A 13,450-nucleotide genomic window follows, 5' to 3' on the forward strand; every position below is an offset into this window, starting at 1 on the left:
CGTATGAAAGAAAAAATATAAAAACAGTATAATACCAGCACTGGTATTATACTGCCCTTTCTAAGAAGACTGCTCTTCTGTCGGCTGACTAACGAGAACTGTACGAGGTTTACTACCTTCATATGGCCCTACAATTCCACGTTGTTCCATGGCATCAATTAATCGTGCTGCACGTGTATAACCAATTCTAAATCGCCGTTGTAGCATGGACACACTTGCACTTTGCATCTCCGTAATCAATTGTACGGCATCATCAAATAATTCATCATCTACCTCATCAACGACCTCGTTTGTTTCCTCTGGGATCATTTCTTCTTGGTAGGATGCTTTTTGCTGCTCAATACAATGATCAACGATTCGTTCTACTTCTTCATCGGACAAGAAGGCTCCTTGAACACGAGTAGGCTTGGATGCACCAACTGGTAGGAATAACATATCTCCTCTTCCTAATAACTTCTCTGCTCCTCCAGAATCAAGTATCGTTCTTGAATCTGTTGATGAGGATACACTAAAAGCAATTCTTGATGGGATATTTGCCTTAATCACACCAGTAATAACATCTACAGAAGGCCTTTGAGTTGCAATAATTAAATGAATACCAGCTGCCCTGGCCATTTGAGCCAATCGTGTAATCGCGTCCTCCACATCATTAGAAGCAACCATCATGAGGTCTGCGAGTTCATCTACAAGAACAACAATATATGGTAGATTCGGTTGCGTATCGCCCTCACGTTGATTATGCTTCCGAATATATTCGTTATAACCTTCAATATTCCTGGTCCCTGTGTCAGAAAATAATTCATACCTTCTTTCCATTTCGGAAACAACTTTTTTCAATGCTCTAGATGCCTTTTTCGGATCCGTTACAACTGGTGCCAATAGATGTGGAATCCCGTTATACACATTCAATTCAACCTTCTTCGGGTCGATCATCATCATTTTTACTTCATGTGGTTTGGTACGCATTAAAATGGTAGTGATAATTCCATTCACACATACACTCTTACCGCTACCAGTAGCACCTGCGATAAGTAAATGCGGCATTTTATTTAACTCTGAAACTATCGCATCTCCCGAAATATCCCTTCCTAAAGCGAATAATAGTTTTGACTCCTTACTTCCCATACTATCAAGTACTTCTCGTAATGAAACCATCGCAACTTCTTGATTCGGTACTTCAATTCCCACTGCTGATTTCCCTGGTATTGGTGCTTCAATACGTATATCCTTTGCTGCTAAAGCTAGTGCTAAGTCATCATGAAGACTGACTATTTTACTTACTTTAACTCCTGCTTCTGGATAAACCTCATACTTGGTAACTGCTGGTCCAACATGTACCTTGGTTACCCTCGCCTTAACCCCAAAACTAGTAAATGTACGCTCTAATTTTCTAACTGTCGCCTGGATTTGTGATTTTTCTTGCTGCTGTGAATTATGAGCAGGTTCCGCCAGCAATTTCATTGATGGCAATACATATTCATAGTTTTCTGTTTCTGTCATTGGCATGTTTTCAAGAGCATCCTCTGTTTTCTCTTGATTTGGCGTCACATCAACCGGTTCTGATGGAGTGGGTGACTCAGGTACAGGTTCCTGACCTGAATAGGCTACATCCGTAAAATCTTGAATTACCGGCTCTTCATCTATATGATAGACGACCTCATCATCTGCTTGCTCTTCTACTTCTTTAGAAGGAGTTTCTGATTTAGCTTGCCTTGCTTCTCGTTTTTCCCTTCTAGCTTCATTTGCCTGCTTCATGGTTGTCGATATTCGTTTCCAAAACTTAGAAAAGATATCACCAACAGATAGTTCTGTCATAAAAATAATCCCAATACCAATGGAAAAGACAGCAACTATTTTTGCACCAGCAAGTGAAAATAAATAATAAGAAAATGTTAGTAATAATGCACCAACCATCCCCCCACCTAAATATCCAGAGGTTAGTTGGCTATTTAGAAATTCTGAATAATTCTCCCAAGTGGTGCCGATAATCGAAAGGTTTGAATTTGTTGCTATTGCTTCATCGAACATTTGAATATGCGTTAATAATAGTATACCTGCAAAAACAATATAAAACCCAATTAATTTTTTATTCGCAAAGTCTGGAAATCTACGCTTGACTACAAGAATAAAACCGGTAATAAGTAATAGTACTGACGCAACAAAATACCATATTCCTAATAAAAACCGAAATAAATGTTCTAGCCCTCCAGGTATTGCGCCATCACTGATCGCACTGGCTCCACTACCAAATATTCCCAAAAAAATAAACACTAAACCAATCAACTCTAGTTTCAGCTGTTTTTTAAATTTGGTTTTGCGTTTCTTGCGTTTTTTTGCCATTATCTCACCTCAATCTATCTTGGCAACTATACAAGAAGAATAAACCCCTGCCCAAAAAATGGCAAGGGTCCTACACAGCATTTACTTTTGATTATATCATAAAACAGCTGTATGAAAATATTGGATATCGTGATTTACGATAAAATTGTTCCAGGTTGATATTTTTCGTTTAAAAAATCTTGTGGATCGGTAGAAAGCAATTGTAATACTTCATAAGATCCATCCGTCTTTTGTTCACAATACATATGTCTGCCTTCATAAGCAATCGTAAGCCGATTACTATTATCATTAGCCGGTGGAAAAACATCCTCATTTGCAAGTGGTGTATATAAAATCATTGAATCACCTGTGCTTCTTGGTTACCATTTCCATTTTCTTTAATAAGTTCATTTACTTTTTCCATTGCTTCTTTTACCCCACCGACACCATCAATTAATCCATACTCAACTGCATCTTTTCCTACTACATTTGTACCAATATCCCTTGTTAAGTTCCCTTTAGCAAACATTAAATCTTTGAATTTCTCTTCTTTAATATTAGAATGGTTTACTACAAAATCGACAACACGATTCTGCATTTCATCAAGGTACTCAAACGTTTGCGGTACACCAATTACCAAACCTGTCAATCGGACAGGGTGAATCGTCATTGTTGCTGTTGGAGCAATAAATGAGTAATTCGTTGCTACAGCTATTGGCACCCCGATAGAATGACCGCCTCCCAGTACGATAGATACTGTCGGTTTAGAAATGGAAGCAATCATTTCAGATAATGCCAATCCCGCTTCTACATCCCCACCAACTGTGTTAAGTAAGATAATTACCCCTTCAATCTTAGGATTTTGTTCAATGGCAACGAGTTGAGGCAATAAGTGTTCGTATTTGGTTGTTTTATTTTGAGGTGGCAATTGTACATGACCTTCTACTTGTCCAATAATCGATAATACATGGATATTGGAATCTGGAGCTTGAGGTACATTGGATTGTCCTAATTGTTGAATCTTTTGAACCAAGGCAGAAGAATTATTCTCTTGATTTTGGTCATCTTTCTTTTCCGGTTCTTTATTCATTTATGCACACTCCTTAATTGTTATAACTTCCATTAGTATGAGCGTAAATAACAACCTGCATGCATTTAAATTCCAGAAAGTATTATTCCTATGTAGTGTAGACAGAAAAATACCGACTAATATTAGTCGGTATTTTTTATTACCATTTTTAATTGTTGTATTTCTTGATCAGAAAGCTCGACTAGCGGTAACCTTAAGCCGCCAGTTTCAATCCCCTTCAGGCGCAATGCTGCTTTTACTGGCGAAGGCGAAGGAGCTGAAAATAAGCCCTTCATTATCGGTAACAATTTTCGATGCAGGCGTGCTGCTTTTCTTACATTACCTTCTTTAAAAAATGTTACCATTTCTTGCATTTCTTTTCCGATAATATGTGAAGCAACAGAAATAATACCTGAACCACCGATAGAAAGCATTGGCAATGTCATACTGTCATCACCACTATAAACACTAAAATCATGTTCTGTACCTTCTATGATTTCCGAGACCTGATCTAAATCTCCACTCGATTCTTTAATAGAAACGATATTACTCAGTTTACTTAATGCAATTGTCGTTTCTGCAGTTAGGTTAATGATCGATCTACCTGGAATATTATAAAGCATGATCGGTAATTCAGTTTGCTCGGCAATCGTACGAAAATGTTGATATAAACCAAGTTGATTTGGTTTATTATAATATGGTGTCACTAACATTACTGCATCGACACCACATTGTTGTGCTTCTTTCGATAATTCAATCGAAGCTTTTGTATTGTTACCTCCAGTCCCGGCAATAACAGGTACACGTTTATTAACTGTTTTTACAACATGGTTATACAGGTTGATCTTTTCATCCGCTGTTAAAGTTGGTGATTCTCCTGTTGTACCTGCAATTACTAAACCATCTGTGCCATTACTTAGCAAATATTCAATAAGCACCGTTGTTTGGTCATAATCGATATTTCCATTAGCATCAAATGGTGTAACCATCGCTGTTAGTACCTGACCAAAGTTCATTCTTATCACCTTTTTTCAGTTAATTAGCAGGACTGCCTGCATCACTTAATTCAAAAACATCATGTAACGCATTAACTGCTGTCTTCAAATCTTTATCTTGTACTAATACCCAAATGGTAGTATGACTATCTGCGGATTGAAGAATTTGGACATTTGCATCCGTTAATGCTTGCACAATCTTAGCAGCAACACCCGGTACTCCAGTCATTCCTGCACCTACGGCAGAAACTTTCGCACAGTTCTCTGTTATCTCTGGGTGAAAACCAAGCGTTTCTAATATATGGACTGCTTTTTCAGTAAAAGCATTAGGTACTGTATATATTACCCCTGTAGGAGAAATCGTAATGAAATCAACAGATATTCCAGCTTCTGCCATTGCTTTAAATACATCTGATTGCATCCCATACGCTTCTTCTTTTGTCTGCACACGTATTTGCGTGATAGAGGAAATATGAGCGATCCCAGTTATTAATCGATCAATAACATCCATCCCATCTACTCGTGATGAAGTTACTAACGTCCCTTCCTCTTGTGAATAAGTTGAACGAACACGCATCGGTATCTTTGCTTGCATCGCTATTTCAACCGCTCTTGGATGAATTACTTTCGCTCCTTGATAAGCTAAGTTACAGATCTCCGTATAGGTTACGATATCGAGTGGCCTAGCTGATTCCACTACACGTGGATCTGCGGTCATAATTCCATTTACATCAGTGAAAATTTCAATACGTTCTGCATCTAATGCAACTCCAAGCGCAGCTGCTGTTGTATCACTACCTCCTCTTCCAATGGTTGTGATATCACCTTCGGGAGTAATTCCCTGAAAACCAGCAACAACGACAACATCATGTGATTCTAACTCTCTTAAAATTCGATCCGGCTGAACCTCTTTTATTTTTGCCTGGGTATGATCATCTGTCGTAACAAAGCCTGCATGAGCACCAGTTAATGCTGTGGCAGTTATATGATGCTTTTGCAATTCATTTGATAATACGACAGATGAAATAATCTCTCCACAAGACATGAGCATATCTAATTCACGAGTTGAATTCTTATTTGCTGGAAAGTCAACTAAACCTAATAGCGTATCCGTAGCATAAGGATCAGGTTTTCTCCCTAATGCTGAAACAACAACCACCAGTTTATATTCTTTCATTAATGCATCTTTTATATGTTTAATGACATGTTCGCGATTTTCTTCTGATTGTACGGAAGTACCGCCGAATTTTTGGACTAATATTCCCATGGTAACACCTCTATCGTTGCAGCCAATTATTTTCAATTAATGTTTGAGCAATTTGAACCGTATTCCATGCTGCACCCTTCAATAAATTATCGGATACAACCCAAAGATGGAACCCATTTTCTTGGTCTGGATCTTTTCGAACACGGCCGACAAATACATCTTCCTTATCCGTCGCACTTAAAGGCGTTGGATAGACCTGTGAAGTCGGATCATCTTCTACAACCACACCATCTGCATTTTCAAGCTCTTTCCATATTTTAGGAACAGTTAATCCTTGCTTATCTACTTCAATATAAACACTTTCCGCATGCGAGGTGAAGAATGGCAGACGTACACAAGTAGCTGCTACAGGCAATTCTTTCGAATGTAAGATTTTTTTGGTTTCATTAATCATTTTCATTTCTTCAAAGGTATATCCATTATCTTGAAACACATCAATTTGTGGTAATGCATTAAACGCAATTTGAAAATGCTTTTCATCACCTTTAACCGGAAGAATATTCGCTTCTGTCTCATTGCCATCAAGATAATCTTTTGATTGCTGTGCTAACTCGTTATTTGCTTCATTACCTGCTCCTGAAACAGCTTGATAAGTAGAAACGATAACACGTTTAAGGCCAAATGCATCCTGCAATGGTTTTAGAGCTGCTACCATTTGAATGGTTGAACAATTTGGATTAGCAATAATCCCTTGGTGCTTAAGGAGATCATCTTTATTCACCTCAGGTACTACTAATGGCACATCTTCATCCATGCGAAAGGCACTCGTATTATCAACAACGACAGCTCCATGTTTCACCGCTTCCGGTGCTAATTTCTTAGATACAGAGCCTCCAGCTGAAAATAACGCAATATCCACCCCAGCAAAACTTTCAGGAGTAGCCTCTTCGACTGTAATTTCGGTTTGTTTAAATAATTGTTTTAATCCTGCTGAACGTTTGGAAGACAACAGCTTTAATTCATTTATTGGAAAATCCTTCTCTTCTAATAATTGGATTATTTTTTGCCCAACTGCACCTGTTGCTCCTACTACCGCTACATTATATGCTGATTTTTGTGGCATCTCTCCTATTGCTCCCTTCAAATACAAGTTTAATAGACTTCTAGCTTATCATTTTATCATAGATCAGCTGTTATGAGGAACAATAACCGGCTGAAGTTGTTTAAATTCCAATGCAGATTCAATTGTTTCAGATAATAGATCCATTTTAGCTACAAGTGAATTTGGTTTTTTATATGGATCATCTTGCCCGTAAGGAACAAAATAAATAAATTTACTTGCCATTAGACGCATTAAATTAACTCCATTTAATCCAAGTGCATCATTGGTAGATATCCCCAACACAACTGGTTGTTGGTTTCTCATCGTTGCTTTAGCGGCCATGAGTACGGGACTATCCGTTAATGCATTTGCCATTTTACTTAAAGAATTACCTGTTAGAGGTGCAATAACCATACAATCTAACGGATATTGCGGCCCCAATGGTTCTGCTTCAGGCATTGTAGTAATCACACGTTTACCAGTAATTGATTCAATTTTTTCGATATGGTCTGCTGCTTCGCCAAACTTTGTATCAGTAGTACGCACAGTATACGTTACAATCGGTACAACTTCTGCCTTTTGCTTTACTAATCGTTCAATCTGCGGAAAAACTTGATCATATGTGCAATGCGATCCTGTTAAACCAAATCCAATTCTTTTACCTGCTAAATCCATCTAATCGCCTCCCAAAAGGTTTATCATTCATCTAGTGTGAGTGACATAAAACTTCATTCAGAATGGCTTTAATACAGCCTTTCTGAATGTTCGTTATTATGTTTTTAAAAAGCAATTTAACTCTTATTTCGTTATAAATTGTTTGATAACATCTGCTAGAATTTTCCCTGAGGTTTTTGGAGCAACAATACCCGGTAAGCTTTTAGCCAATATTGCTTTTATCCCACGTTGATTTGCATATTGAAAATCTGTACCACCAGGTTTTGATGCCAAGTCAATAATGACAGCATGGGATGGTAAATGCTTCATTGCATCTTTTTCAACGACTGGAGCAGGAATCGTGTTAATTAATAAATCACATTCCTGCATATGATCAGCTAATGCTTCTAATGGTACTGCTGTTAACCCCATTTCTGTAATACGTGCTAAATCTTTAATCCTTGTTGCGCTTACAGATACTTTTGCACCTAAAGAAGAAAATTTATTAGCTACGGTGTTGCCAACTCTTCCAAAACCGACAACCATTACCCGAGAGGAATGGATGGTAAAATCAGTATGCTCAATTGCCATCATTATGGTACCTTCTGCTGTAGGTATCGAATTATAAATAGCAACATCATCTCGATCTAATAATGGTATCAATTGAATGGAAGCTTTTTCTGCTGCTTCGGTTAAATAGCTATTCGTAATCCCAGTAAATACGAGCGTTGACTCTTGCAATTGTTGAAACCAGTCAGATGTTAAATAAATTGGTTTTTCAGAAAAAACAGCTTCTACACGCCCTGCCTGATCAATACCAGTTATTGGTAACACAACAGCATCTAGCTTACTTGGTTCGACATCATATATATCTAATTGTTTAAGACCAGTAAACCCTTGTTCTAATTTATCAAAACCAACAAGCACAATTGTGGTTTCAGTCAAGGCTTGAAGCTGCCGAATTAATTCTAGATAACGGGCATCTCCACCAATAACTGCAATTGTTTGACTCATTCTTGTGAACACCCTCCAAACGTACAATTTTAATTCATATTTCTTTATAGCTTATGTGCCTGAAGCATGTTAGTGATTAGGTTTTCGTATATGGACAAGAAAAAAGGCTAGTATCCCCTGTCGGGACACCAGCCTATAAAAGATTTTATGTTTTTCTCATTCTTTTTTAGTTTATTTTCTCCGTATCAATAATAATCATGTCTTCGCCAACTTTTTTAATTGCATTCCAGCGAATCTTTGTTTCTTCTCCTTCTTTTTTCAAACCAAACCATTTATAATTCGGAATAATGAATGCTTCGATTTGACCGGTATTTTCATTTATTTCTAGGTCAGTTTGTCCTAAAACACCTAATCGTGATCCTTCATTTACATTAACAATTTCTTTGCCACTTATATCTTTATACCGCAAACCGCTCTTCACCCCTTCTTAACGTGGTTATTACCAAGTATATGCAAAAAAAATCAACCTATGTTGATATAGGTTATTTTTATCGACTTGGAGCAATTAAAGCGATGGAGGGATCTTGTTTAAATAACGTTTCCATTACTTGCTGTATGGAGCTATGATTTACCGCATCGATAACCTGTACCATCTCGTCCAATGTACGATGTTCATGTAAGATTAATTCATTCTTCCCATTCCTACTCATGCGGCTGTTTGTGCTTTCCAAACTTAATAATAAACTCCCTTTTAATTGTTCTTTACTATTTTGTAATTCTTTATCGGTTAACCCATTTGAAATAAATGTTTCGATTGTTTTATTTATGACGTCGGTTAAACGTTCTAATTGATCGTTCCCTGTTCCTGCGTAAATCGTTAATAAGCCATTATCTATGAAAGAGGAATGGTAAGAAAAAACGGAATACGCCAATCCTTGTTTTTCTCTTACATCTTGAAATAGCCTTGAGCTCATACTACCTCCCAAGACATTATTCATAATAATTAAACTATAAATATTTTCATCATCAACAGCTAGACCATCATATCCCATACACAGATGTGCTTGTTCCGTATCTTTTTGACGCTCGATTTTCCCACTGATAAATGTTGGTTTTGTAATTTCCGTAGGTTGATTCGAGGTTTGATAACTGCCAAAAAATGATTCGATGGACTGTATAAATGAAGAATCAACATTTCCAGCTACTGAAACCACAATATTCTTTGGTGTATATCGTTTATTCATATAATTTCTTAGCTTTTCTGGTGTAAATGACTTTAAATGCCCTTCTGTCCCTAGGATTGGATACCCTAAAGGATGGCTACCATATGACGCTTTTGCTAAATAGTCATGTACAATATCATCTGGTGTATCTTCGTACATTTTAATCTCTTCATATACTACTTTCTTTTCTTTTTCCATTTCATCTTCATCGAATGTGGAATTAAAAAACATATCTGCAAGGATTTCTAATGCAGCATCTTTATGTGTATCCAAAACTTTTGCATAAAAGCATGTATATTCTTTAGACGTGAAGGCGTTTACTTGTCCACCAATTGCGTCAAACTCTTCTGCGATATCTTGAGGGGAACGATTCTTAGTTCCTTTAAAGAACATATGCTCTAAAAAATGAGAGATGCCATTATTATCTTCTGTTTCATTTCTAGATCCAGTTAACACCCATATACCAATGGTTACTGAACGAACTGCTGGTACACGTTCTAATACGACACGTAAACCGTTTTTACACGAATGTTTTTCTATCAAGATTTTTCCTCCTAAGTGATTAGCTAGATGTTATCGTTGGGATTCTATAAGCTTCTCAATCGTATTGATTTTAAAATCTTTCGCTTTAATTGCCTTAATAAGCGAATCAAGACCTCGTTCTGTAGCTTCTGTAGGATGCATTAACACCGTTGCACCTGGATGGATTTTAGTATTAACTCGGTTAATCATAACAGAAACGGATGGGTTCTTCCAATCAATTGTATCGACGGTCCATAGTATCGTCTGCATGTTTAATTCATGACTAACTTGAACCACATGTTCATTAAAGCTGCCACTTGGCGGTGCAAACCACTTTGGGCTTTTACCAATTATTGCTTTAATAATATCATTCGTTTGAACGATTTGATCCAAAATTTGCTGATTTGTCATTCTAGACATATCTGGATGATTATATGCATGATTCCCAATGACATGCCCTTGTTCATGAATCATTTTTACTAACTCAGCATTATTCTTTGCCCATTTTCCTTCAATAAAAAACGTAGCTTTTACATTATTATCTTTTAATACAGATAAAATTTCAGGTACATATTCCTCTCCCCAAGAGACATTAATTAAAAATGCCACCATTTGTTTTTCTGGATGACCACGATAAATAGGCGATGCAGGTAATTCCTCTAAATTTTTTTCAGGAGTAACTTGATCAAACACCAATAATGACTTATCGAATTCCCCTTTATCTTTCATCTTATCATAGGACTTTTCAATATTGACTTGTAAACCATTTCTTCCAGGTGTTTTTTTCCAAACTCTATCAATATAAGCATTTTGGGGCGCTTCTTCAAATTCCCTCGCCTTTGCTTCAATTTCCTTATATAACACATCTTCTGTTTTCACGGCTTCCATTATTTCTGGTGTTTCTTTTATATTTGCAACAGGAGTTGTCCCTAAATCAAACGTTAATCCGACTAAAATGATAAATACAAAAAAATGAATCAATTGCCGATATCTGTACATCCATATCCCTCCCTTGACTCATATATATGAGTAAGAGGGACAAGGTATGATTAACTTTGTAGCGTTTGTATGCATCTCCATTTTTAAAAAATAAAAAGAAACTGGGCGGCCAGCTTCTTGTTTTCGTTCATTATTAGGATTGAGATTCTGCAGCTTCTTTTCTTTCCCGCTCTTCTTTTAACACAGCTTTTCGAGAAAGGTTAACCCGGCCTTGATTATCAATTTCTTTGACTTTAACCATTATTTCATCGCCAATTGAAACGACATCTTCCACTTTATTTGTTCGCTCCTCGGCCAATTCTGAAATATGGACGAGCCCATCTTTTCCTTTAAATAATTCAACAAATGCTCCAAATTTCTCAATACGCTTCACTTTTCCAAGATACATTTGTCCAACTTCTACTTCTCGTACAAGATCTTCGATAATCTTTTTCGCCTTATCGTTCATCGTTGCATCTGTAGATGAAATGAACACACTGCCATCTTGTTCAATATCAATTTTAACACCAGTTTCATCAATGATTTGGTTTATTTGTTTACCACTTGGGCCAATAACATCACGAATCTTATCTGGATTAATTTTCATCGTTAAAATCTTAGGAGCGTATTCAGATAGTTCATTTTTTGGTTCTTTAATCGTTGCAAGCATGGAATCAAGGATTTGCATACGTCCGTGTTTTGCTTGAGTTAATGCTTCTTCTAATATTTGTTTAGAAAGACCTTCAATCTTAATATCCATTTGTAATGCAGTAACACCCTTAGCAGTTCCAGCTACTTTAAAGTCCATGTCTCCTAAGGCATCTTCCATTCCTTGAATATCAGTTAAAATTGTGTAATCGTCTCCTGATTTAACTAACCCCATAGCTATACCTGCAACAGGTGCTTTGATTGGAACTCCAGCATCCATCATCGCTAACGTAGATGCACAAATACTAGCCTGTGATGTCGAACCGTTTGATTCTAACACTTCAGAAACAAGACGAATAGTATAAGGGAAGTCTTTATCAGAAGGAATGACTTTCTCTAAAGCACGTTCACCTAATGCACCATGACCAATTTCTCTACGACCTGGTCCTCGAATCGGTCCTGTTTCACCTACACTGTATTGAGGGAAGTTATAGTGATGCATAAATCGTTTAGACTCTTCTAAATCAAGCCCATCTAATATCTGAACATCTCCGAGAGCGCCTAATGTACAAACACTCAACGCTTGGGTTTGCCCTCTTGTAAATAATCCAGATCCATGTGTTCTTGGTAATACATTAATTCGTGAAGACAATGGACGAATTTCATCAATTTTACGTCCATCAGGGCGAATTTTTTCTTTCGTTATTAGTCTGCGTACTTCTTCCTTAACGATTTTGTCAAGAACAGCCTTGACTTGTGTATATTGTTCCTTGTCTTCTTCATCATAAGCTTCGAGAATTTCGTCTTTCACCGCACTGATTGCCTCTTCACGCGCATGCTTCTCTTTCACCTGAATTGCATTGAGCAGTTTTGTGGAAGCTTCAGCTTCAACTTTTGTAGCCAGCTCATCATCAACTTCAAATAAAATAACTTCTTTTTTAGCTGCTCCAACGGCTTGTACAATTTCTTCTTGGAAGGAAACTAAACGAGCAATTTCTTGATGACCAAACATAATTGCTTCTAACATTACCTCTTCAGGTACTTCGTTAGCTCCTGCCTCTACCATATTGATGGCATCCTTCGTACCAGCAACGGTTAGTTCAATATCACTTTGTTCTTCTTGTTCGATGGTAGGATTAATTACAAATTCACCATTAACACGACCAACGTTTACGCCAGCAATTGGTTCCGCAAAAGGGATATCAGAAACGCTTAATGCAATCGATGATCCAATCATCGCTGCCATTTCAGATGGACAATCCTGATCTACACTCATAACGGTGCTAATTACTTGTACTTCATTTCGGAAGCCATCTGGAAATAATGGACGAATCGGACGATCAATTAATCGTGATGACAAAATAGCTTTCTCACTTGGTCTTCCTTCTCGTTTAATAAACCCTCCTGGGATCTTGCCAACTGCATATAGCCGTTCTTCATAATTTACCGTTAACGGGAAGAAGGGCAGGTCCTTTGGTTCGTTTGACGCAGTTGCTACAGACAATACAGACGTATCACCATAATGTACCATACAAGCGCCATTTGCTTGTTTTGCTAACTCGCCTATCTCGACGGTAAATTTTTCACCGGCAATTTCGGTAGAAAATAGGTGTTTTTCTTCTGCCATTAGTTTAAGTACTCCTTTCAATTAACCATTCTAACCTTCATTCTATAGTTTATAAGCATGATTGTAAATTTTATGTAGATAATTAACTATTTTTATGATTACACACCTTTTAAACAATCACCCATGCACTATTTTATACAAATAGGTGCAAG

General features: G+C 37.2%; 12 protein-coding genes. All 12 read right to left on the reverse strand.

Annotated features, from left to right (window positions below; all coding sequences use genetic code 11):
* Positions 1 to 60 precede the first annotated feature (60 nt).
* The 12 genes from BN990_RS11310 to pnp all read right to left on the reverse strand — a co-directional run bounded on the left by BN990_RS11310 (position 61) and on the right by pnp (position 13,298).
* Complete coding sequence (locus tag BN990_RS11310; RefSeq protein WP_021291521.1) at positions 61 to 2,340, reverse strand: FtsK/SpoIIIE family DNA translocase; 2,280 nt, start codon at positions 2,338 to 2,340, stop codon at positions 61 to 63.
* A 134-nt stretch (positions 2,341 to 2,474) separates the two neighbouring features.
* A complete protein-coding gene (locus BN990_RS11315; protein ID WP_021291522.1) occupies positions 2,475 to 2,678 on the reverse strand; it encodes a YlzJ-like family protein in 204 nt (67 codons plus the stop codon).
* Complete coding sequence (locus tag BN990_RS11320) at positions 2,675 to 3,409, reverse strand: ClpP family protease (protein ID WP_021291523.1); 735 nt, start codon at positions 3,407 to 3,409, stop codon at positions 2,675 to 2,677. The genes BN990_RS11315 and BN990_RS11320 overlap by 4 nt, the downstream gene beginning before the upstream one ends.
* A gap of 122 nt (positions 3,410 to 3,531) precedes the next feature.
* Complete coding sequence (dapA, locus tag BN990_RS11325) at positions 3,532 to 4,404, reverse strand: 4-hydroxy-tetrahydrodipicolinate synthase (protein ID WP_038244208.1); 873 nt, start codon at positions 4,402 to 4,404, stop codon at positions 3,532 to 3,534.
* Positions 4,405 to 4,423: 19 nt separating this feature from the next.
* On the reverse strand, positions 4,424 to 5,650 hold the full coding sequence (dapG, locus tag BN990_RS11330; RefSeq protein WP_021291525.1) for an aspartate kinase: 1,227 nt from the start codon (positions 5,648 to 5,650) through the stop codon (positions 4,424 to 4,426).
* Between the two features lie 10 nt (positions 5,651 to 5,660).
* Entirely contained in the window at positions 5,661 to 6,713 is a 1,053-nt protein-coding gene (locus BN990_RS11335; RefSeq protein WP_021291526.1) for an aspartate-semialdehyde dehydrogenase, read from the reverse strand.
* Between the two features lie 63 nt (positions 6,714 to 6,776).
* Positions 6,777 to 7,367 carry a dipicolinate synthase subunit B gene (gene dpaB / locus BN990_RS11340; protein WP_021291527.1) on the reverse strand — a complete coding sequence of 197 codons (591 nt, stop codon included), beginning with the start codon at positions 7,365 to 7,367 and terminating at the stop codon, positions 6,777 to 6,779.
* A gap of 123 nt (positions 7,368 to 7,490) precedes the next feature.
* Positions 7,491 to 8,360, reverse strand: coding sequence for a dipicolinic acid synthetase subunit A (dpaA, locus tag BN990_RS11345; protein ID WP_021291528.1), 870 nt, complete (start codon positions 8,358 to 8,360; stop codon positions 7,491 to 7,493).
* Positions 8,361 to 8,526: 166 nt separating this feature from the next.
* Entirely contained in the window at positions 8,527 to 8,769 is a 243-nt protein-coding gene (locus BN990_RS11350; protein ID WP_021291529.1) for a YlmC/YmxH family sporulation protein, read from the reverse strand.
* Positions 8,770 to 8,848: 79 nt separating this feature from the next.
* Entirely contained in the window at positions 8,849 to 10,066 is a 1,218-nt protein-coding gene (locus tag BN990_RS11355) for a M16 family metallopeptidase (RefSeq protein ID WP_038244210.1), read from the reverse strand.
* A gap of 30 nt (positions 10,067 to 10,096) precedes the next feature.
* Positions 10,097 to 11,044 (reverse strand): polysaccharide deacetylase family protein, encoded by a 948-nt coding sequence (locus tag BN990_RS11360; protein ID WP_038244224.1) that lies wholly within the window; start codon positions 11,042 to 11,044, stop codon positions 10,097 to 10,099.
* A gap of 133 nt (positions 11,045 to 11,177) precedes the next feature.
* Entirely contained in the window at positions 11,178 to 13,298 is a 2,121-nt protein-coding gene (pnp, locus tag BN990_RS11365) for a polyribonucleotide nucleotidyltransferase (RefSeq protein WP_021291532.1), read from the reverse strand.
* Positions 13,299 to 13,450: the final 152 nt, after the last annotated feature.

The sequence above is a fragment of the Virgibacillus salexigens genome (genome assembly GCF_000723585.1).
In the GTDB taxonomy this organism is placed as follows: Bacteria; Bacillota; Bacilli; order Bacillales; family Amphibacillaceae; genus Virgibacillus; species Virgibacillus salexigens.

Coding starts and splice junctions, on each gene's coding strand:
- BN990_RS11310 (WP_021291521.1), bottom strand. CDS start 2,340: ATGGCAAAAAAACGCAAGAAACGCAAAACCAAATTTAAAAAACAGCTG.
- BN990_RS11315 (WP_021291522.1), bottom strand. CDS start 2,678: ATGATTTTATATACACCACTTGCAAATGAGGATGTTTTTCCACCGGCT.
- BN990_RS11320 (WP_021291523.1), bottom strand. CDS start 3,409: ATGAATAAAGAACCGGAAAAGAAAGATGACCAAAATCAAGAGAATAAT.
- dapA (WP_038244208.1), bottom strand. CDS start 4,404: ATGAACTTTGGTCAGGTACTAACAGCGATGGTTACACCATTTGATGCT.
- dapG (WP_021291525.1), bottom strand. CDS start 5,650: ATGGGAATATTAGTCCAAAAATTCGGCGGTACTTCCGTACAATCAGAA.
- BN990_RS11335 (WP_021291526.1), bottom strand. CDS start 6,713: ATGCCACAAAAATCAGCATATAATGTAGCGGTAGTAGGAGCAACAGGT.
- dpaB (WP_021291527.1), bottom strand. CDS start 7,367: ATGGATTTAGCAGGTAAAAGAATTGGATTTGGTTTAACAGGATCGCAT.
- dpaA (WP_021291528.1), bottom strand. CDS start 8,360: ATGAGTCAAACAATTGCAGTTATTGGTGGAGATGCCCGTTATCTAGAA.
- BN990_RS11360 (WP_038244224.1), bottom strand. CDS start 11,044: ATGTACAGATATCGGCAATTGATTCATTTTTTTGTATTTATCATTTTA.
- pnp (WP_021291532.1), bottom strand. CDS start 13,298: ATGGCAGAAGAAAAACACCTATTTTCTACCGAAATTGCCGGTGAAAAA.